Here is a 20,346-nt window from a genome sequence, read left to right as displayed (position 1 = left end):
CTACTTAATCCTTTTTTGGCAATAAAGCCTCTAAAAACTGCATTAATGTTTGTAACCATTCATCATCTGTTTGTTTTGGTTGAATCGCCATCGCAAACAATACCGGTTCATTTACTTTAATTTGTCCACGCGTTTTCGTCAAGGACATTGCTTGTTGCACTTGTTCACTTGTCATTTGTGCCTGCTTATCAAAGTGTACTGTGACAATCATTGGCTGATTAATCGTCCGCTTAATTTGTGCAATACCAAGTTGATCAGCCAATGCCTTTAATTTTGACACAACCAACAAACGATTAGCTGCTGCTGGTATGTCACCAAAACGATCTACCAAATCATCTGTAATTTCTGCAAATTGTTCTGGCTTGGTTGCTTTACGAATACGTTGATACAAATCAATTTTTTGTGGTCCATCTGCCACATAGTTTGCAGGTAGGTAAGCTTCTACCTGTAAGTCTAATTCTGAATCAAAGCGCTTTTGTTGTTTACCCTGCTTAACAACAACAGCATCTTGAAGCATTTGTGTGTATAAATCATACCCAACAGCATTAATAAAGCCATGTTGTGATTGCCCTAGTAAATCACCAGCACCACGAATTGACAAGTCACGCATGGCAATCTTAAACCCAGAACCTAACTCAGTGAAATCACGAATAGCTGTTAACCGTTTTTCACTTTCTTCATTCAACGACCGTGTACCTGGGTAAGTGAAGTAAGCATACGCCACATGATGTGAACGCCCAACACGCCCGCGCAATTGGTAAAGTTGTGCTAAGCCCATATAATCAGCATTTTCCACAAATAAGGTATTCGCATTAGGAATATCAACACCTGTTTCAATAATCGTGGTTGTCACTAAGACATCGTACTCACCATTAATAAAGTCAACCAAAATACCTTCCATTTGTGTTTCTGTCATTTGACCATGGATGTAAGCAACTTGCGCTTCAGGTACTAGACTTTGAATCATGCCAGCGACCTTTTCAATATCGGCAACGCGATTATGTAGATAAAAAGTTTGCCCACCACGTGCCATTTCCCGTTCAATGGCATTCGCAATTACGCGGCCATTTTGCTCCATCACATATGTTTGAATCGGATAACGATTAGCTGGTGGTGTTTCAATCACAGATAAGTCACGAACACCGACCATCGCCATATTTAGTGTTCGTGGAATTGGCGTTGCTGTCAGTGTTAAGACATCAACATTTGTTTGTAAGCTTTTTAATCGTTCCTTGTGTTTCACACCAAAACGCTGTTCTTCGTCAATAATCAGTAGACCAAGATCACCAAAAACGATATCTTTCGCTAACAGACTATGCGTGCCAATGACAATATCAATCGTGTGATTTTTCAAGCCGGCCTTAATCTCCGTCATTTGCTTTTTCGTTTGAAAACGTGACATCCAAGCAATCGTGAGATGTGTGCCTTCAAAACGATTCAAAAATGATTCATAATGCTGTTGTGCCAAAATCGTTGTGGGTACCAGCATCGCCACTTGCTTACCCTCATGAGCAGCCTTAAAAGCAGCACGCATCGCGACTTCTGTCTTACCGAAACCAACATCTCCAACCAATAACCGATCCATTGGTCGTGACTTCTCCATATCGGCTTTAATTTCCTTGATTGAACGAATTTGATCTGGTGTTTCAGGATATGGAAAAGCTGCTTCAAATTCATGCATTGCCTCATCGTCAGGTGCAAAAGCATATCCCTGCTTAACCTCACGTTCAGCATATAAGGCTAATAAGTCATCAGCAATATCTTCAACTTTCTTCGCAACTTTGGCTTTCGCGCGTTGCCATTCCGTCCCACCCATTTTATTGATCTTTGGTGCTTTTTCGGCAGCACCAACATACTTCTGGACAAGATCAAGTTGCGTAACAGGAATAAATAGTTTATCACCTTTTTGATAGGCAATCGTAATATAATCCTGCTTGACACCACGATTTTCAATCGTTTGCATGCCTTCATAAATACCAATACCATGGTTTACATGAACGACATAATCACCTGGTTTTAGTTCATTATAACTTTTAATGCGTTCAGCATTCGATAGCGTTTGTCGTTTTGGTGCCCGTTTCCGAACTTGTTGGAATAACTCTTTTTCTGTCAAAACAACAATTTTTTGCATTGGTAGTTCAAAACCCGCACTTAATGGTAGGGTCGTCACTTGTGTTCTACCCGCAACAATTGCATCAGCCGCCACACGATTTACTTGCATCCCAAAATCGGCTAATGTTTGCACTAATTTTCCCTGTCGTTCATCAGTATTGGTTAGAAAAATAACCGTCATGTTTTGTTTTTGCCAACGTGATATTTCCCCTTTTAACAAGGGCATTTGACCAAAGAATTGTTGTGTTGGTCGCACAGTCACATTTGTGAGACTGGTTTGTCGTAATTGACCAATCCCTCGTTGCAGTGGCGAAAAAATCAAACTGGTTTGCTGAATATCACGCGCTTGATCAGTTAAAGACCAGCCAAAATCAGCATTCGTTAATCCTTGCTGTTTGTCTAACTTATCTGTCCACCAATTTGTGTCATCTAAACGAATTTGTGCCGCATTTTCAACCGCTCGTGGATAATCATCAAAGACAACGTAGCCTTTTTTAGGTAAGTAATCAAAAATGCTAGCTGCATCAGGATACAATGTATGCAAATACGCCCGAATCTCTGGTAATAATTGACCATCTGCTAATGATGTCAACAATGGGGTCATCGCCTCTGTTAAATGCCGTTTTTCTGCACCGACAAGTCGGTCACGTTGTTTCGTCATCGCTAGTTCTAATTGCGTACTAGCCGCTTGTCGTGCTGCATCACTGATGACTAAATCAGTGGCAGGTAAAATGGTCAATGTCTCTAGATTTTTAATACTCCGTTGGCTTTCAGCATCAAAAGTACGCATTGAATCTAATGCTGTATCAAAAAAATCTAGTCGCACAGGATAATCTGCATCTAAGGGATAAATGTCAATAATTGACCCACGAATAGCGTACTCTCCTGGTTGCTCAACTGTTGTATTACGATGATAACCCATTTGATGCAAGCTTGATTCCAATTGCTGCAAATCGTATTCATGATCAAAATCAATGGTTAATTGGGCTTGTTGAAACGTTACAACTGGTGGCAAATAACGTTGCGCACCAGCAATCCCTGTCACAATAACTGCCTGCGGATCTGTTAACAACAGATGCAAAGCCTTCACCCGTGCAAGTCGCGTATCTAATGATGTCACTGCCATTTCTGCTGCTAAACTTTCCTCAGCAGGGAATACAGCAACATGTTTATCACCCAGCAAAGCCTGTAGATCCTCCGCTAATTGATCTGCATGAAATTGACTATCTGAGACAACCACCATTGGTTGACGATTTTTTTGTTGTAATGCAGCTAAATAAACCGTTCGTGCCGTACCAGAAATACCTGTTATTAAATGACGGCCACCCTTTTTTAAATCAATGGCTAACTGCTGTAATGATTTATCCTGTTGTAAAAGTTCCGTTAGTTGCATAACACATCACTATCCTTTTAATTAAATTGATTCATTAACATTGGCATTTCTTGACCAGCAGCAAAACTTTCAAAAATTGTCACGGCTTTATCCAATCCGGCTAATAAATCAGCTTGTTCGTCTTTACCAAAATGTCCTAATACATAATCAACAACTGCTTGGTGCACATGAGCTGGATGACCGATTCCAAATTTTAATCGGTTAAATTTTTGCGTATTTAAATGACTAGCAATACTTTTAATCCCATTATGACCACCAGCTGACCCCTGCTGGCGTAAACGTAAACGACCTAGATCCATATCCATATCATCTTGAACAATCAATAAATCTGCTAAATCTAACTTATAGTAATCAACTAACGGCCGAACTGCTTGACCTGAGTCATTCATATAGGTTGTTGGTTTTACTAATATCACTTTTTCATGATTGATATGCACATCAGCCACAAAAGCATGATGTGCGGCATCTTGTTTAAACTTGGCCGAATATTTATTTGCCAACGCATCAATGGTCATAAACCCAATATTATGGCGTGTCCCATCATATTCTTTACCAATATTGCCTAATCCAACAATCATTTTCATTATTTGTATGCCTCACTTTTTATCTTCAACCAACGCACGAAATGGGTCGAGACTGACTTAGTCCCCACCCTAGTACCTGATTTACTTTGTTTATGGGATGTTACCCTCATGTTCACGAGGTACCCTAATGACTATAAATTTTAACCCAATTTATCCTGATTTGATAGTCTGAAGTTTTTAATACCACTCATTGCTGGTGATCTTAAAAACGTTCATTTGCCATTTCTTATCGTTGGTTTGTGTCATTTGACTATTTATGTTTACGTCATTAAAAAACTAACAAGTACCCCATTCTAATTGGTTACTTGTTAGTCCCTAAAATATCGTATCGTTATTGACTAACCACAATGGCAATTTGCCTTATTTTTTCATACCACGAGCATCTTCCCAGCGTGTCCTAGCAACGGAAGCAACGATGGCAATAACAATCAAACTCACAATGACAATTAATGACGCAACATTTGAAATTTCAAAATGCCAATGCCACATTTTACCCGCTTCATTTATCAACATCTTTGCGCCAATAAAGGCTAAAATCACCGCCAAAGCATATTTGATATAACGGAACATTGGTAGCAACTTTGATAATGCAAAGAACAATGATCGTAATCCTAATACTGCAAAAATATTTGATGTCACAACAATAAACGTATCTTGTGTCACAGCCAAAACTGCTGGAATAGAATCGACCGCAAATAAAATATCAGATAATTCAATAAAAATTAACGCAATCAGAAATGGTGTCACATAATGCTTGCCATTTTCTTTTACAATAAAGTGTGGCTGACTAACATCATCTTTTACTGGGAGAATCTTACGCAATCCTTGGATCAATTTACTATCATTCAGATCCTGATTTTTTTCCTTATTGAACAACATTTTGATGCCTGTATAAACCAAAAAAATGCCAAATAAATACATTAGCCATTCGAATTTATGTAATAGTGCTGCTCCTCCTAAGATAAAGAGTACTCGCATGATAATTGCCCCGAAAATTCCCCAGAACAATACGCGATGTTGATAACGGGCTTCGATACCAAAAAAGCCAAATACGAGGATAAAGATGAACAAATTATCCATACTTAATGACTCTTCTAGTAGATAACCCGTTACAAAATCTACGGCATGACCGCTACCTTCAAAATACCAAATACCCGCTGCAAAAATAAATGCTAGCGCGATCCAAACCGCGGTTTGAAAAAGTGATTTGCCAAATGTCGGCACCTCTTCTTTTTTATTAAAAACGCCTAAATCCAATGCCAACATGGCAATAACAAATAGAAAAAAGCCAATCCAAACCCAGATACTAACTGTCATTTAATACGCTTCCTTTTATAATAGTTCAATTCTCTATTAGCTTATTTTATCAGATAATGACCACACATGTTGTTACGATTAACATTTCTTTTAATTAAGCATAACAATATTTAAAAATATATGATTAATGCAAAAAGCACAAACATTACTCAACCAACGCGATAATGTTTATGCTGTCATATGTGTGCGACACAATCACACTTTTGTATTTATCATTTTTAATCTGCTTGCATATTTTCTATTATTTTAAAATTATGTTGCTTCACAACGAAGAAGAGGAACATCGCCAATAATGATACTAACCCAACACTCACTAAGACAGTCACTTCGGTTGAAATTGATCCACCAATCATGATTGTTTCACGCAAACCACTGACAGAATAAGTCATTGGTACGAATGGATGTAACCATTCGTAAAACTTATTCGACAATTCAATAGGATATGTGCCAGCAGCGACACTCAGTTGTAAGACCAATAACACCATTGAAACAAAGGCACCCGCTTTACCAAACCACATATAAATGGCTGTCACTAATGCTGCATCCACATAACTTATTAGTAACATGAATAAGAACGTTTGCCCTGGCTCAACAGGATTCATCCCCAAAATCCAATCACTTAATGCATATAACGTGACTGCGGTCATTGTTGCAATACCAAAAAGAATCAACATTTTTGAACCAAACCAAGCACCTAATGAAGAAACTTTACCTCGTGGTGAAACCATATCAAGCATGAGATTCAAGGCCATCATCCCCACAAACATCCCAACTGAGAACATATATGGAATCATACCAGTACCATTATTAGGTACTTTATCCTTCTCTGTATGTGTCACAGTTGCTGGATTTGCCATTTGTTGCACTGTCTTTTTTGTTCCCTTTAGTTGATTAGCTTGCTTGCCCGCATCAGCTAATTTATTAGCCAATGTTGTATTACCTGCATTCATCTGTGACAAGGCTGGCCCCATTTGTTGTGTTGCACTTGCTAATTGCCCGGAACCGTTACTAATTTGACTAGCGCCATTGCTTAATTGCTTAGCACCGCTCGTTAATTGACCATTCATACCAGTCAATGTTTGTAGGCCACTCGTCAACTGTGTTGCACCACCATCTAACTGTCCAACACCGCTACTTAATGTTTGTGCACCAGATTGTAAAGTCGTTAGACCATTATTTAATGTTGCTGACTGATTTTGCAACGTCTGTAAGCCACTCGTCAACGTTTGCCCACCAACAGCTAATTGTCCAACAGCTTGCTGCATGGTTGGCATTTTACTCGTTAACTGTTTTGACCCTGTTGCTAACTGAGAAACTGCATCTGGTAATTTTTGCATCGCCGTTAATTGATTATTAACCTGGTGCAAATCAGTACTTTTAGCAGTCTGTGCTAATTCAGTTAAAGTTGCTTGATGTGTTTTTGCAACTTGCTGTAGTTGCTTAACATTATTTTGCAATGCATCAGCATGCTCGGTCATTGTTGCTAATACTTTTGCCGTTTGCGTATCACTTTGCTTGCTAACCATTGCTTGCACAAATTTTGTTTTTTGCTCGTCAGTCGCACTAATGCCTGCTGCTTGTAGTGCGGCATTGACATTGCTTGATAACGTGCCTTGGTCTGTAGCGTTAGCCTGTGCCAAGGCTTTCAAATCTGATTGTAACGTACTAAATTGATTGTTGATTGTTTGATCATCAGGCAATACGGCCTTTGTATCATCAACGATACGCGATAACTCAGCAACTTCTTTTTGTACTTTAGCTAAGTTGCCTTTCACATCGTTATCAACCAGCTCATTATTTAATTGTGTTAATCCATCATTTAACTTCGTTACACCTGAAGTTAATGTGGGAATCTGTTGATTTAATTGATTTAACCCATTAGATAATGTTTCACTACCATGACTTGCTGTTGCAACTGCATGTGTATACTGTTGTGTGCCTTGACGTAATTGACTCACACCGTTAATGAGCGTTGGTGCTTGCTGATTCATTTGATGCAATCCACTCGCTAATTGTTGACTACCACCACTTGCCGTGCCAACTGCTGACGTGTATTGTTCTAATCCTTGTGTCAATGTGTGAGCACCATCTTCAAATGTTAGTGAACTTGCAGCCAATTTTTCAAGGTTAGCAGTCACTTGATCACTGCCTGATTTTAACGTACTGGCCCCATTAGCCAACTTTTTATTCGCTTTACCAGCCGCCGTCATACCTAAACCAGCTTGTTTGATTTCTTTAAAAATCGTTTTTGTATAAATCTTGGTCACTTTACCAGATATTTGTGTCCCAATTTGTTTCGCACCAGACTCAGATAATTTTCCAGCAATGAAACTATGTCCTGAGCTTGTTTCATAGTGCAATTTCATTTGCTTAGGTTGCTTGTTTAATAAGGTTGTTGCATTTTTCGAAAAATTCTTTGGAATCGTAATAACTGTATAATACTTACCATCATTGAGGCCCTTTTGTGCGACTTGCGCTGATGGAAATTTAAAATTCATGGCGTTTGATTTTTGTAATTCTTTTTTTAAATCTTGTCCAACTGTCAACTTTTTACCTTGGTAAGTCACAGCTTTATCTTTATTGACAACTGCGACGGGTAATTTACTCACTTCACCATAGGGATTCCACAATGATCCTAAGAAGGTAACGGCATATATTGATGGCACAAAAAATAAGACAAAAATAACTAACATATAAAATTTATGTGCTTTTAACCACTGCCACTCTGATTTTAACATTGCATTCTCTCCTCCTATATAAATTATTGAACAACTTGTTGAATAATTTATCTACCTGCATTATATTAATGCTAATAGGAAGTTAGTACAATAGACAATTTTTAACACGTTGTTCAATAAATGGAGACCATATTATGAAACAAGCTGAACGTAACGAAAGAACTCAACAAAATATTAAAACATCTTTTATTCATCTTATTGAAAAAAAAGGATTCAACAACATTACTGTATCTGATATTACACGCGAAGCTCGTGTTAGTCGGGGAACATTTTATGTGCATTATACTGATAAATACGAATTACTCGCAAAAATAGAAGATGAGTTAATGATTAACATTACGACTGCTCTAAAAGATAATTTAAAAGAGCCACTTAGTAATGATACCAATGTTGACAGATCTAGTGCCGCTTATCGTGTCTTTAATCAGGCACTCGGTTACGTTGATGGTGAACGAGAAACCATGCATGCCCTATTTTCATCAAATGGCGACCCTCAATTTTTCTCACAAATTAAGGCCGTGGTAGACGACTTATTTACGAGACAATTGGCCAAAAATAAGGGACATTTCTCAACTGATATCCCAATTGATTACACGAAAGAAATTGCAATCAATAGCATTCTTAATATTGTGCGCCATTGGATCGATAAAGCACACCCTGAATCGCCTGAAGAATTAGCTGATATTTTAATGCGGAGTCGTTTTATAGCCCCTCATGATTTACTATCATTTGACTAATAACCAGGACGTCCACTAACCAAATAAATATTGCCAATTTTTTTCAATCTGAGCATTTAATTGCTTAACTGATATTCCTCGCAAATCAGCGACTGTTTGATATAACTTTTCCAATAACGGCACATATTCTTGAACCGTCACTTCACGTTGTAATACCCAACTCAAACTTGCTAAACCATCTGATTCAATAAATAAGTGTGATAGTGGTACCTTTTTCGCAAATTTCTGGACCACTTCATCGGTCAATACATCAGGTCCAATGGAAAAGTAACTATGTTGGCGAGCAATATAGTCATCTTGGTGCATTGGTGATGAATACCAATGCACCAACACTGTTAGATTTGACATGTCATTGATCGCTGTTAAAATTTCTTGTTCACAACCTTTTGTATGTAAAATAACAGGCTTTTTCATGCCAGCAGCCGCTGCCAACTGTTGTGCAAAGAGATGCCGCTGGTCCACAAGCGGCACGTCTGTCCAAACACTATCTAAACCAATCTCACCAATAATCGGTGCCTGCGTTAATAAACTTTGATCGATTTTTTGCCGTTGTGACTCCCACGGATGAACACCATAACTTGTCAGCTGTCTTCGACCAGCGTATTGTTTGTTAAATTGGAATTCCTCGGCAGTCGTTGCATTTAAAATCGTTGCAATTCCTGCACTTTTTTGTACTTGTATTAAATTTGGATTACCATCACTATGGCAATGCATATCAACTAACATACCCTCTCCTCTACAACAAAAAAGCCAAGGCAGCAATCACTGCCTCAGCTCGTTGCATCTATTCTCAAAAGATACATACGTATTGTATGTGTCACTATATAAACACGACAATAAACCACATGTTTCTCTCTGATTATCACATATATGACGACTGTGACAGATCTTCCAATGACTCCAAGTGATACCCTTTTCTGGACAAAATTTTGATAATTTTTGATAATGATCCTTCACTGACTGTATTTGGTAGTGTAAATAATAGCCGAGTCGTTCGTGGATTTCGATCAGGATCCAAAGTCATTGCTGATGAAATCGTGGTATAGCGTGAAATAATATGAGCCGCTTTTTCCAAACTACCCCGCTCACCATCTGATACCACTGTCAAGCTATATCGGCCTTCATTCGTTGCCCAAGAATCAGCTAATAACCTCATCATACGACTATGTGTCAAGATACCCATAAAGTGATTGTCTTCATTCAAAACAGAAATGAATGGCAAATCTTTTAAGGTAAAAAACGCCTCATAAAATGTCGCTTCCACACGCACAAACTTTGTCATGTTTCGCATATAACTCGTAACCGGCATATTCAAATCTCCACCCTGTATCATGTGGTGATAAATATGTAACTTATAAATTGCCCCGCGAAACAATTGCCCACTTTCATCCAAAATAGGAATAGCCCGAAATCCGGAATGATCAAAGATATCTAATGCATCTTGAAGTGTTGCATTTTCACTGAGCGTCGTTAAAACGTCTCGAGATTTAACCAATGTCGCTAGCATCTAGACAACTCCTATCCTTAGTTTCTAATCTAATTATAATACCACGAAACCTTTACCACTGCACTGTTTTCTGATAATCGTAACCTAAAATTCACATTAAATGAGAAGATTAGGGATTTTATTATTATGACAATAACCACTTAAAATAGCCTAATAATTTTAAAAAAATCAGATAAATTTATTGTCTGTCATCCCTAAGAGACATGAATAGAAAAACATTTGTTTAATAAATAAACACTAAAAAAAAGGGGTGGCTATCAGTCGTTATGACCAGCTGAAAAGAGCATCAACCTATCAACTTAAAATTGGTAGATTGACGTCTTTAATCATGTTCTAAAAGCCTGAATCCTTGCTGCAACAACAATTTTTATTTAACGCAATTGTAAATCCTGATTATAGTATTGTGGGTACATCAGATAACAAGCAATCACGCTACCGATACTTGTTGAAGCTAATAACATAAAAGTGACCATGATTTGATACATGATTGCTTTGGTTGGATCAACACCAGCAAAAATTAGTCCAGACATCATCCCTGGTAAACTAACCAAGCCAACTGTTTTTGCTGAATCAATCGTTGGTGCGAGACTTGTCCGAATCGCCCGTCGCACAATTTCAATAGATGCTTGTTTGGCAGATGCACCCAAGGCCAACATTTCTAAAACGGGTTGCCGTTGATCATTGAAATTTTCATACATACTCCGATAAGCTAATCCAATCGCAACCATCACATTACTTGCAATCATACCTGAAATTGGCACCATCTGACTAGGTACAAATTTGATCACACCTGTTGTTACTAATAACGCTAGGGTTACCCCTGTCGCAATCGTAATCGCAAATAAACTGATCCAAAAACCATATGGCATATGATGTGCTCGTTTACGCGCATTTGCAGCGGCATTGAAAATGATGATTAATATCATTAATGACGTCAACCAATATTGATTGGTTTTTATGACATAAGTCAAAACATAACCAACAATCACCAGCTGGATAATTGCTCGGAAAACACCGATGATCATATCCTTTTCAAGACCAATTTTCTCATGTAAATTGATAATTAACGCAATGATCACCAAAATAACCGCAAACGTTAACGCCGTTGGGCTCACCAATAAATCATTATTCATTATTTTTTCTCCAATTCACCATCAATAATCCGAATTAAGCGGTCAGCATTAATAATTTCCCCTTCATCATGAGTCACTGACAAAATGGTGACCCCTCTTTTTTGATAGGTCAGTATTAATCGTTGTACAATTTCTTTCGTTTTTGCATCTAGTCCTGTTGTTATTTCATCTAGCAATAAAATTTGGGGTTGAAATAATAAATTTCTAATCAATGCTACTCGTTGTTTTTGCCCGCCTGATAATGTCTTAATATCTTTTTTTAAAAAATCAGCTGTTAAGTCAACTGAATTTAAGGCTGTTATCACCCTTTGTTCATCAAAATCTTTATTTCTAATCGTGAATGGCATTATTAAGTTATCTTTTACTGTTCGACCAAATAAACTTGGCTGTTGAAAACAATATGACACTTGTTGTCGATAAGTTGCTTTGTCAAACGTGTGCTGATTTTTCCCATCAAAATAAATGTTTCCGGTCGTTGGTGTTAATAAACTAGCAATTAATTTCAGTAATAAACTCTTACCAGAACCAGATGGACCAGTAATCGTCAACCAAGAACCCGTTGGTACTTGTAATGTCATATTTTTTAACAATTCTTTTTTATCAATTACAAGGCTCACTTGTTGCAACTCTAAAATCGTCGTCATTTAATCACCTTCCCATGGCATCGTTAATTCATCTATATTATATAGCATAAATAGTGCAAAATATTCTCAATATCATATTTTGTACGTTCAATTAATTTAGATAAATTTTTATCATCTAGCGTTATAATTTCAAGATAAAATTTCATTGTCCGAGGTATTTTATGAATTTAATACGTAACTATATCTACAATACGTTTTATCAAATTTTTGCATTATTTACGCCATTGCTAACCATGCCCTATATTGCACGTATTTTAGGTCCTGCCTCTCTCGGTATTCATTCATTTACTGCTGCAAATACCCAATATTTTATTTTAATTTGTAGTATCGGCATGACCTACGGCTGTCAACAAATTGCCATTACCAATCAAAATAAAACCTTGCGATCACAAATTTTCTGGGAATTATTTATCTTACGTTTATTGATACTAGGATTAACATTGTTTACCTTCCTTATTTTTATTAATTGTACCCAAAGGCATTATTTACTTTACTATCTTGCACAATCTATTCAGATTATCGCAGTTGCTTTGGACATCTCTTGGTTATATCAAGGTATGGAGAATTTTAAACTGATTACTATCCGAAATTTTATGATTCGCATCATATCAACATTGAGTATCCTCATTTTTATCAATGATTCGACGGATTTGCTCTTGTATATCACCATTTTATCTGTGACTACTCTACTTGGTAATTTAACAATTTATGCTACTTTACATTATGAAATAACAAAACCAAATCTTCACCATCTTGATATTGTCAGACATATTAAACCAGCACTATTATTACTACTACCAGAAATAATGATTGTTTTTTATGTCACCATCAACAAAACATCATTAGGATTATTTGGCAACATGACAGCAGTTGCTTATTTTGAAAATGCTGATCGTCTCATTAAAATTCTGATAACCATTGTGACCGCTTCTGGCATTATCTTAATACCAAGAATTAATGCGTTATACGCAAACAACCACTCAGAACAAATTAAAAAACTAATTATCAAAAGTTTTTCGATAACTAGTTTTTTAAGCTTTCCAATGATTGCTGGTATTTATGCATTATCAGAAGATTTTTCATTGTGGTTTTTTTCAGATAAATTTATTGGTATTAACCATTACATTAATGTTGAGGCGATTCTCATTATCTTGGTTGGTTGGAGTAATGTTATTGGTGTGCAATTTTTAATACCCACTCAAAAAATTAAATTTTATCTTTATTCCGTTTCACTTGGTGCAGTAACCAACTTAATTTTAAATTACCCTGCCATCTTGATTTTTCACGATATCGGTGTCGTCTACGCAACAATCTGTGCTGAAATTGTCGTCACAATGTATCAATTTTACGTTGCTAAAAAATATCTCAATATCACACACATGTTACTAAATAGTTTAAAATTTCTGTTTGCTGCAATGAGCATGTTTTTATTACTGTCATACATGACAGCACACCTTTCTTTTTCTTTATACCATTTTGCTATGGAAATTTTCGTAGGATTTGTCTTCTACTTGTTAGTCGTTTCAATCTTATACCATCAAAAAATTAAACAATTAATATCTCATTAAAAATAATATGAAGATGAGCCAAAAGCTACTTAACAAGAAAATAGCCGAACAATAAGAAAATGATGCCTGCAATACAACAAGTCATTGGCAATTTTCATCATATATCGTCCGACTATTCTAATTGATTTTTACGCTGGGCTTAGTCAGTTAGTGCTATTAGTTATTCAGCTTGCCTATCATCAAAATTTTTTTACTTAGTCTACTGTCCCATTGCTTTCATGATAACGCATGTCACCCCACCAATTAGGCATAAGTTCACCTAAGGTAATCGTCTGTCCTTTTTGGTAATCTACCATAATCTCTGTTTGCTTATTTTTTTGATCTAATTGCAATAAAAATTCTTGGCAAGCACCACATGGCATCCCCGTACCACCACCACTAGGAGCTGCATCTCGAAAGGCAATCATCCGTTTAATATGTGTCTGACCACTATTAACATACATGTTCAATGCTGCAACGCGTTCTGCGCATAAGTTACAAACACCTGAACAACTTTCAATACAAAAGCCAGTAAAAACTGCCCCATTTTCAGCCTCTAATGCACAAACAACATGATGTGCATAAATAAATGGATTTATCTCCTTTGGATCATATTCTTGCTTTGCTTGTTCATACAATTGTTGCCACTCTGCCATGATATTTTCCCCTCTCACCTTGACTAACATTCCCTAATTTACTTCGCATTTAAAAAACATAAGCGTAAAATATATTTGTTAATACATAAACGTGCTTCTAAGGAGATTACACATATATGCTATCCACTTTTTTAATTTCACTAAACAGTGTTTTGATCATTATTACAGTCATCGTCATTGGCTTAATTATTGGTAAATCAAAAATAGTTAGTCCATACTTTATCAATGATTTATCGACTATCGTCGTTAATGTTGCTTTACCAGTATCCGTCTTCATTTCTTCGCAAAAATACATCACCCGGCAAAATTTTAGCACATTGTTTATTGGTTTTGTGTTATCGACAATTGCTATCATTATGTGTTTCTTAATTGCCGTTCCCATTGGTCGTCTTTTACATCTTGGTAAAGAACGTCATAGTTTATTCATCAATGCTTTTGTGAATGCGAATACGCTATTCGTTGGTCTACCTTTAAATCTAGCCTTGTTTGGTAACAAAAGTTTACCTTATTTCCTCGCTTATTTCGTTGCCAACACGATTGCAACCTGGGGCGTTGGTGTAAAATTAATTTATAAAGATAATCCTCAAGCACCAGCTAAACATCATGAACCGCTTTGGCGACGTGTCATGAATTTATTAACACCACCAATGTGGGGCTTTGTTATTGGTTTAATTTTCTTTGTGGTTAATATTAAACTACCTGTCCACGGTTTTTTGTATCAAGCATTTAATTATGTTGCTAATGTTGTGACGCCGTTATCATTAATTTTTCTAGGTCTCCAACTTGCTAAAACACAAATGGCTGACATGAAAATTGAAAAAATTGATTTCATTGCGCAATGTGGTAAATTTATCATTTCACCGCTAATGATGTTTCTTGTTTTATGGGTCAACCAGTTACTTGGTTGGATTGCACTACCAGAACTGTTTGTTAAAACCCTGATGATTCAATCCGTCACACCAATGCTAACTGTATTACCAATGTTAGCCGAACAAAATAACATGGATGTTGGTTTTTCAACACGTATTCTAACCGAAAGTATCTTCATCTTTCCGTTTGCAGTTGTCATTATCATGTTATTTATTTAAACAAGTGAAATGACATGACAACACCTTTATTTATCGGTATAAAAATACGTAAACAATTAAAAAGTATAAAAAAGTGTCTCTCATATTGAAACCGAATGAGGCATATCAAACAAGTTAAAATTGTATCATTTGCTTTTCTTAGGCGGTAAATTATTTCGATAATTTACCGCCTAATGTCGTTTATATACGTTCATAATGATCATTAATTAACCTAGCTGAAATTTTCATTTTTCTATCTGTTGGCTGTTTCTCTTTTTAATAAGTTGCAATATCCCATTTATTATTTCGATATCTTGCCATATAAACATTTTTGACATCGTCAATTCCCTGAGCACGAAGTTCTTCATCCAACCAGTGTTGATCTTTATTCATCACTTGTAAGACATCCGTATCCACTTTGCCATCAATAATCACAGGAAATCTAACATCTTCATCATTTTTGCCTAAAATCGTCATACTACCATTCTGTTCTAGAATCGCACGTTTCACAGTTGTAATATCTAACACGCCAGCTGCACGTAATTTAAAATCAATTTCCTTTGCTGACAAATTAGCATGTAGACAGTTTTCTACTAATAATTTGCCATTATAAATAATGGTCATCGGTTCACCATCGATAAATTTACCGATTAAATGAATATGAATCTTTAAATAACGTGTCGTTAACATTAATAACGCCCAAATTGCCAAAATCACAATAAATTGCGCAACTGTTATTGCTTGATTGTATAAAATACCACCTATAATCCCACCTAAAACGTAATTTTGTACTTGATCAAGCGGTGATGTGGGTGCCAAACTACCCTTACCACTAAATTTAATCAGCAATGTAATAAAGACGAAACCAATCACTAGTTTCAAAAATATATCTGAATATGAAAACATACTTTAATCCTCTTTTACTGTAACAGTATTTGAACGCAAATTAATTTTCTCTAAGACATACTCTGAGCTATCATTATTAAAAATAACCCGATAGTCGCCGCGCGGACTACGAACCAAAATATCACCAGATCCTGTTTGCAAATTATTAACAAGCAACTTTTGTGGTTTAACTTTTAGTTTTTTTGCCACATCTTTGACTAAAGATACTTCTTGACTACTTTTCTGACTACTGGTTCTAAAATTTGTATAATCATTAAATTGAATTGCTAACATTAAAATCATTGCTGTCGCGACAATAATTGCCAGATCCTTATATTTAATCTCTAATTTATTTGATAAATAACGTATCAGCAAAATAATAAACGCAATGGCTAAAATAGCAATAATAATACTACGTAAGTATGGAAAATGTGTTTGATTATCTAATAAGTATTGATAAGTATAAAACTTCATTGTCCAACTCCTTATCTCTTAAAAATGTCGTCTCAAACTCTTAAAATAATACACACCATTTTATATTTTTATATTGATTTTATAAAAAAACGATCCATGGTCGCGTGTTGCCCACTATTCAATGGTGCCTCTAATTCTGTAAACCCATAACGTTGATAAACATGAATGGCCACGGTTAAAACATGATGTGTTTCCAAATAAATTTTTTGATACCCTTTTTCTTTCGCAAACTGTATGGCTTGATCTAATAATCGATAACTTAAATGTTGTCCTTGCGCCTGATAATCTATATATAATTTTTGTAATTCTGCAATCTTTTTTTGTTCATCATATTCTGCAATCCCTGCTCCACCAAGAACGTGATTTTGATCATCAATTGCAACAAAATATTGTCGCTGTGCATTTACTTGATAATAATCACTCAAATGAGCCAATTCAGGATCAAAATATGCTGTTCCTGGCACATTTAGATGATGCCTCGTCAACAACGACTGAATCAGTTCTTGAAGATATCTATCATCGCGTTGTTGAATTGGTCGAATATTGATCATTTTGCCACCTCCTATTATGGTATTGCTTCATTCATCGTTACTGCCAATCTTTACAAACATCTACCCATTGGTGCGCGTTTGTATATTGTGCTAATTCATCCAGAGATAATGCCACAGCACTATGATCGTCTCCCGCCGCTGGGTAAACAATATCAAAGCGCTTTAAAGATTCATCTAAGAAAATGGCAACATCTTCCTTGGTAACAAAGGGGCAAACACCACCAGGTGCATGGCCAATATATGATTCTACTTGGTCACTTGCAATCATCTTAGGTCGTTTATGAAAGACCGCTTTAAAGTTATGATTATCAACTTTTGCATCACCAGCCATCACAACTAACACTGGTTGCTCATTGACTAAGAAAGACATCGTTTTTGCAATATGTGATGGTTCACAATGTAACGCATGTGCTGCTTCAACAACAGTGGCACTTGACTTATCAAAGCGTTTCACGCGATCACCTAACCCCAACTGATTGAAATATTCATTTACTTTCTGAAAAGACATTCTGACATCCCCCTCATATGATTTATACTGTTGCTTTTAACGCACTTTACCATGGCGAATAATTAATTCAGATGCAATTGGTATATGTGAAATTTCCCCACTAATAACCAAATCGACCGCCTTTTGACCAATTTGTTCATAGTGATGATCAATGGTTGAAATATTCATTAAACGACTTGAAATTTCATTATCTTGCCCAATTAAGATAGGCATTGGTTGTTGGCGGTCACGATAACATTCACGAATACCAGCAGCAATATCATCCCCATTTGCAAAGATTGCCTCTGGTGGTTCGGGTAATGATAAATACTTTTTTGCTGCTTGATAACCATCTTCAAACCCCAATATACCTGTTAAAATATATTGTAATTCTGGTTTATGACCAAATATTTGTTCATAACAATCAATTGTCGCTCGACTCGTTGGACTTTCTTCATAATAACGATTAAAGGTTAGTGCTATTCGCTGATTACCTTGTTGTTTTAATAGACGAAATACTTTTAAGTAAGTCGTCTCACGCACTGAGTAAGCTGCTGCTAATTGCCTATCTCCCAAATTTTGACAGCAAACAATTGGTCCATATTTCTGATAAGTCAACATACTATCCAATGACAAACCATGTGATGTAAAAATTAAACCATCATAATTTTTTTGATGTAATTGTTCCAAATACTTTAATTCCAAATTAACGTCATAATTCGATTTTAGAGCCACCACGTTATACCCGATACGAAACGCTGCTTTTGTAATACCAGCAAATAATTTTGAAAAATAAGCATATTCTAAAAATGGGACAACCACACCAATCGTTTTGGTTTTACCTGTACTCAAATCTCGTGCAATCGTATTTGGCACATAGTCAACCGATGTAATGACCTGTTGAATTTTCGTCGCTGCCGCCGTCGAAACATAGCCATTCTGATTAATATATCGCGAAACTGTTGCGACTGAATACCCTGATAACCGTGCAATATCTTTAATATTAGCCATCATTTTTCTCCTTCTTCACAGTTTCTTGCAATAGAAATTTTTTTATTCCATAAGCAACGCCATCAACGGTATTGGGTTTAGTAACATACTGTGCAGCTTGTTGCACAGCAATCGGTGCATTGCCCATTGCAATGGCAGTTCCAACTGCACCAAACATTGATAAATCATTATACCCATCCCCGAAAGCTGCTGTTTCTGACTTTGCTAACTTTTCATGAGTCATAATGTCAGTAACACCAAATGCTTTTTCGGCTATTGCACTTGTGATTTCTAAATGTTCACTATCTGATTGTTGTACATTGATTCCTGGTAAGTTCAAATCTAGAATAGTCTGCGTGATGGCGTCCAATTTTGTTGCCGTCAAATCAATTAGCATAATTTTGAAAATACCGAAATCACTATCTGAGTGTAATGTTGATAATGCTGTATCCTGTGGCACCATCCCCGTAAACAAAATTTCACGATCAACTTCTGGTCCTTGTCGATTAACGAACCAATTATCTTGTGTATAATAGCTTAAACTCATTTCTGAATAATTTTTTGCTAACCACTGAACCAATTGTATACTAACTTGACTTGCAATCGGATTAGTATGAAGAACTCGTAGATGATTATCCTGTAACTGATAAATCAAACCACCATTAAAAGCCACTTGTGGTGCTGTTAGAGCTAATTTTTGAATAGCAAAAATCATTTCCTGTGGTGCTCGAGCTGAGACTAAAGTAACTGGTATTTTTGCATCAATAATTGTCGTAACTGTGTTCTCTGTTAATACTCCCTGTTCATCCAACAAAGTCCCATCCATATCTAAAAATATTTGTTTAATCATGACTCATATTCCTCACTTTAGTCTCATTATTGCCCTTATTTTAACTTATAAAATAGTCTCCGTGTCAAAAAGCTAACGAAAGTAAACAAAGATTTTACCTTTTTAGAAAAAATTTGATGATACCATGAAAACAGTGAACTAATCATCACCATGGTTTGTCATCATGACATAAATTTTATAATTTTTATTGACAAGTAATTGTGAATGAGTTAATCTCTTGTTAAATTAAAATATGATTAAAAAGCAATGAAGAGAATTTTATTACTTGCTGTGTTTAGAGAGTCGTTGGTTGGTGAAAAGCGATACACAAAAATTAATAATGATCATCTCTGAGCAATGTTGTGAACTTCAACAAATCACTAAACAACATTGGGGCACACCCATTATCATGTGAACGTATCGTCGATAGACTGTACGTAAGATGTTTTTTATAAAACAATATTAAGGTGGTACCGTGCGTCAGCGCCCTTAACTTTTAGCAATAAATTGGTAAAAGTTAAGGGCTTTTTTCATATCAATTTTCAATTTGGGGAGGTGATGGCTAATGGAACCTGCGATTAATAACACAACGAATGACCGTCCAATAATTACTAATCACTATTGTCATATCAATCAGACAACACCTTGCCAAGGTGATAAATTGTCTCACTTGGAATGACTAACTCGTCTAAGAA

18 protein-coding genes are annotated in these 20,346 nt (G+C 36.2%); 3 read left to right on the top strand and 15 right to left on the bottom strand.

Going from position 1 to position 20,346, the window contains the following annotated elements; genetic code table 11:
- Window positions 1-4 precede the first annotated feature (4 nt).
- From mfd to AC3B5D_RS09060, 4 genes are all read right to left on the bottom strand, one after another.
- The gene (gene mfd / locus AC3B5D_RS09075) at window positions 5-3,505 is read right to left on the bottom strand and encodes a transcription-repair coupling factor (protein ID WP_489840347.1); all 3,501 of its coding nucleotides are present in this window, start codon (window positions 3,503-3,505) and stop codon (window positions 5-7) included.
- Window positions 3,506-3,522: 17 nt separating this feature from the next.
- Window positions 3,523-4,089 carry an aminoacyl-tRNA hydrolase gene (gene pth / locus AC3B5D_RS09070; protein ID WP_489840348.1) on the bottom strand — a complete coding sequence of 189 codons (567 nt, stop codon included), beginning with the start codon at window positions 4,087-4,089 and terminating at the stop codon, window positions 3,523-3,525.
- Window positions 4,090-4,449: 360 nt separating this feature from the next.
- A complete protein-coding gene (locus AC3B5D_RS09065) occupies window positions 4,450-5,406 on the bottom strand; it encodes a TerC family protein (RefSeq protein WP_489840349.1) in 957 nt (318 codons plus the stop codon).
- 218 nt (window positions 5,407-5,624) lie between these two features.
- Complete coding sequence (locus AC3B5D_RS09060) at window positions 5,625-8,144, bottom strand: YhgE/Pip family protein (RefSeq protein WP_489840350.1); 2,520 nt, start codon at window positions 8,142-8,144, stop codon at window positions 5,625-5,627.
- A 134-nt stretch (window positions 8,145-8,278) separates the two neighbouring features.
- Here AC3B5D_RS09060 and AC3B5D_RS09055 point away from each other — a divergent pair, with 134 nt between their 5' ends.
- A complete protein-coding gene (locus AC3B5D_RS09055) occupies window positions 8,279-8,881 on the top strand; it encodes a TetR/AcrR family transcriptional regulator (RefSeq protein ID WP_489840351.1) in 603 nt (200 codons plus the stop codon).
- A 15-nt stretch (window positions 8,882-8,896) separates the two neighbouring features.
- Here the strand turns inward: AC3B5D_RS09055 and AC3B5D_RS09050 are convergent, their stop codons facing one another.
- From AC3B5D_RS09050 to AC3B5D_RS09035, 4 genes are all read right to left on the bottom strand, one after another.
- The gene (locus tag AC3B5D_RS09050; RefSeq protein ID WP_489840352.1) at window positions 8,897-9,607 is read right to left on the bottom strand and encodes a TatD family hydrolase; all 711 of its coding nucleotides are present in this window, start codon (window positions 9,605-9,607) and stop codon (window positions 8,897-8,899) included.
- Window positions 9,608-9,743: 136 nt separating this feature from the next.
- The gene (gene cbpA / locus AC3B5D_RS09045) at window positions 9,744-10,388 is read right to left on the bottom strand and encodes a cyclic di-AMP binding protein CbpA (protein ID WP_489840353.1); all 645 of its coding nucleotides are present in this window, start codon (window positions 10,386-10,388) and stop codon (window positions 9,744-9,746) included.
- 371 nt (window positions 10,389-10,759) lie between these two features.
- Window positions 10,760-11,521 (bottom strand): ABC transporter permease, encoded by a 762-nt coding sequence (locus tag AC3B5D_RS09040; RefSeq protein WP_489840354.1) that lies wholly within the window; start codon window positions 11,519-11,521, stop codon window positions 10,760-10,762.
- Window positions 11,521-12,165, bottom strand: a complete 645-nt coding sequence (locus AC3B5D_RS09035) for an ABC transporter ATP-binding protein (protein ID WP_489840355.1) — start codon at window positions 12,163-12,165, stop codon at window positions 11,521-11,523. The genes AC3B5D_RS09040 and AC3B5D_RS09035 overlap by 1 nt, the downstream gene beginning before the upstream one ends.
- A 161-nt stretch (window positions 12,166-12,326) precedes the next feature.
- On the opposite strand from AC3B5D_RS09035, the gene AC3B5D_RS09030 reads away from it, so the two are divergent.
- A complete protein-coding gene (locus tag AC3B5D_RS09030) occupies window positions 12,327-13,733 on the top strand; it encodes an oligosaccharide flippase family protein (protein ID WP_489840356.1) in 1,407 nt (468 codons plus the stop codon).
- A 194-nt stretch (window positions 13,734-13,927) separates the two neighbouring features.
- Here the strand turns inward: AC3B5D_RS09030 and AC3B5D_RS09025 are convergent, their stop codons facing one another.
- On the bottom strand, window positions 13,928-14,368 hold the full coding sequence (locus AC3B5D_RS09025; RefSeq protein WP_489840357.1) for a cytidine deaminase family protein: 441 nt from the start codon (window positions 14,366-14,368) through the stop codon (window positions 13,928-13,930).
- Window positions 14,369-14,484: 116 nt separating this feature from the next.
- Here AC3B5D_RS09025 and AC3B5D_RS09020 point away from each other — a divergent pair, with 116 nt between their 5' ends.
- Window positions 14,485-15,456, top strand: coding sequence for an AEC family transporter (locus AC3B5D_RS09020; RefSeq protein ID WP_489840358.1), 972 nt, complete (start codon window positions 14,485-14,487; stop codon window positions 15,454-15,456).
- Window positions 15,457-15,711: 255 nt separating this feature from the next.
- Here the strand turns inward: AC3B5D_RS09020 and AC3B5D_RS09015 are convergent, their stop codons facing one another.
- The 6 genes from AC3B5D_RS09015 to AC3B5D_RS08990 all read right to left on the bottom strand — a co-directional run bounded on the left by AC3B5D_RS09015 (window position 15,712) and on the right by AC3B5D_RS08990 (window position 19,672).
- On the bottom strand, window positions 15,712-16,341 hold the full coding sequence (locus tag AC3B5D_RS09015) for a DUF421 domain-containing protein (protein ID WP_489840359.1): 630 nt from the start codon (window positions 16,339-16,341) through the stop codon (window positions 15,712-15,714).
- 3 nt (window positions 16,342-16,344) lie between these two features.
- A complete protein-coding gene (locus AC3B5D_RS09010) occupies window positions 16,345-16,794 on the bottom strand; it encodes a DUF3290 family protein (protein ID WP_489840360.1) in 450 nt (149 codons plus the stop codon).
- A 68-nt stretch (window positions 16,795-16,862) separates the two neighbouring features.
- Window positions 16,863-17,345 carry a GNAT family N-acetyltransferase gene (locus tag AC3B5D_RS09005; RefSeq protein WP_489840361.1) on the bottom strand — a complete coding sequence of 161 codons (483 nt, stop codon included), beginning with the start codon at window positions 17,343-17,345 and terminating at the stop codon, window positions 16,863-16,865.
- Between the two features lie 37 nt (window positions 17,346-17,382).
- Window positions 17,383-17,853: a YbaK/EbsC family protein gene (locus AC3B5D_RS09000; protein ID WP_489840362.1), complete on the bottom strand. Its 471-nt coding sequence runs from the start codon at window positions 17,851-17,853 to the stop codon at window positions 17,383-17,385.
- Window positions 17,854-17,889: 36 nt separating this feature from the next.
- Window positions 17,890-18,843, bottom strand: a complete 954-nt coding sequence (locus tag AC3B5D_RS08995; protein WP_489840363.1) for a LacI family DNA-binding transcriptional regulator — start codon at window positions 18,841-18,843, stop codon at window positions 17,890-17,892.
- Window positions 18,836-19,672 (bottom strand): HAD family hydrolase, encoded by an 837-nt coding sequence (locus AC3B5D_RS08990; protein ID WP_489840364.1) that lies wholly within the window; start codon window positions 19,670-19,672, stop codon window positions 18,836-18,838. Before AC3B5D_RS08990 ends, AC3B5D_RS08995 begins: the two co-directional genes overlap by 8 nt.
- Window positions 19,673-20,346: the final 674 nt, after the last annotated feature.

The sequence above is a fragment of the Weissella sp. ESL1177 genome, assembly GCF_058107185.1.
Note: the sequence above shows the minus strand (reverse complement) of the source record. Positions and strands in the feature narration are given on the sequence as shown.

Coding starts and splice junctions, on each gene's coding strand:
- mfd (WP_489840347.1), bottom strand. CDS start 3,505: ATGCAACTAACGGAACTTTTACAACAGGATAAATCATTACAGCAGTTA.
- pth (WP_489840348.1), bottom strand. CDS start 4,089: ATGAAAATGATTGTTGGATTAGGCAATATTGGTAAAGAATATGATGGG.
- AC3B5D_RS09065 (WP_489840349.1), bottom strand. CDS start 5,406: ATGACAGTTAGTATCTGGGTTTGGATTGGCTTTTTTCTATTTGTTATT.
- AC3B5D_RS09060 (WP_489840350.1), bottom strand. CDS start 8,144: ATGTTAAAATCAGAGTGGCAGTGGTTAAAAGCACATAAATTTTATATG.
- AC3B5D_RS09055 (WP_489840351.1), top strand. CDS start 8,279: ATGAAACAAGCTGAACGTAACGAAAGAACTCAACAAAATATTAAAACA.
- AC3B5D_RS09050 (WP_489840352.1), bottom strand. CDS start 9,607: ATGTTAGTTGATATGCATTGCCATAGTGATGGTAATCCAAATTTAATA.
- cbpA (WP_489840353.1), bottom strand. CDS start 10,388: ATGCTAGCGACATTGGTTAAATCTCGAGACGTTTTAACGACGCTCAGT.
- AC3B5D_RS09040 (WP_489840354.1), bottom strand. CDS start 11,521: ATGAATAATGATTTATTGGTGAGCCCAACGGCGTTAACGTTTGCGGTT.
- AC3B5D_RS09035 (WP_489840355.1), bottom strand. CDS start 12,165: ATGACGACGATTTTAGAGTTGCAACAAGTGAGCCTTGTAATTGATAAA.
- AC3B5D_RS09030 (WP_489840356.1), top strand. CDS start 12,327: ATGAATTTAATACGTAACTATATCTACAATACGTTTTATCAAATTTTT.
- AC3B5D_RS09025 (WP_489840357.1), bottom strand. CDS start 14,368: ATGGCAGAGTGGCAACAATTGTATGAACAAGCAAAGCAAGAATATGAT.
- AC3B5D_RS09020 (WP_489840358.1), top strand. CDS start 14,485: ATGCTATCCACTTTTTTAATTTCACTAAACAGTGTTTTGATCATTATT.
- AC3B5D_RS09015 (WP_489840359.1), bottom strand. CDS start 16,341: ATGTTTTCATATTCAGATATATTTTTGAAACTAGTGATTGGTTTCGTC.
- AC3B5D_RS09010 (WP_489840360.1), bottom strand. CDS start 16,794: ATGAAGTTTTATACTTATCAATACTTATTAGATAATCAAACACATTTT.
- AC3B5D_RS09005 (WP_489840361.1), bottom strand. CDS start 17,345: ATGATCAATATTCGACCAATTCAACAACGCGATGATAGATATCTTCAA.
- AC3B5D_RS09000 (WP_489840362.1), bottom strand. CDS start 17,853: ATGTCTTTTCAGAAAGTAAATGAATATTTCAATCAGTTGGGGTTAGGT.
- AC3B5D_RS08995 (WP_489840363.1), bottom strand. CDS start 18,843: ATGGCTAATATTAAAGATATTGCACGGTTATCAGGGTATTCAGTCGCA.
- AC3B5D_RS08990 (WP_489840364.1), bottom strand. CDS start 19,672: ATGATTAAACAAATATTTTTAGATATGGATGGGACTTTGTTGGATGAA.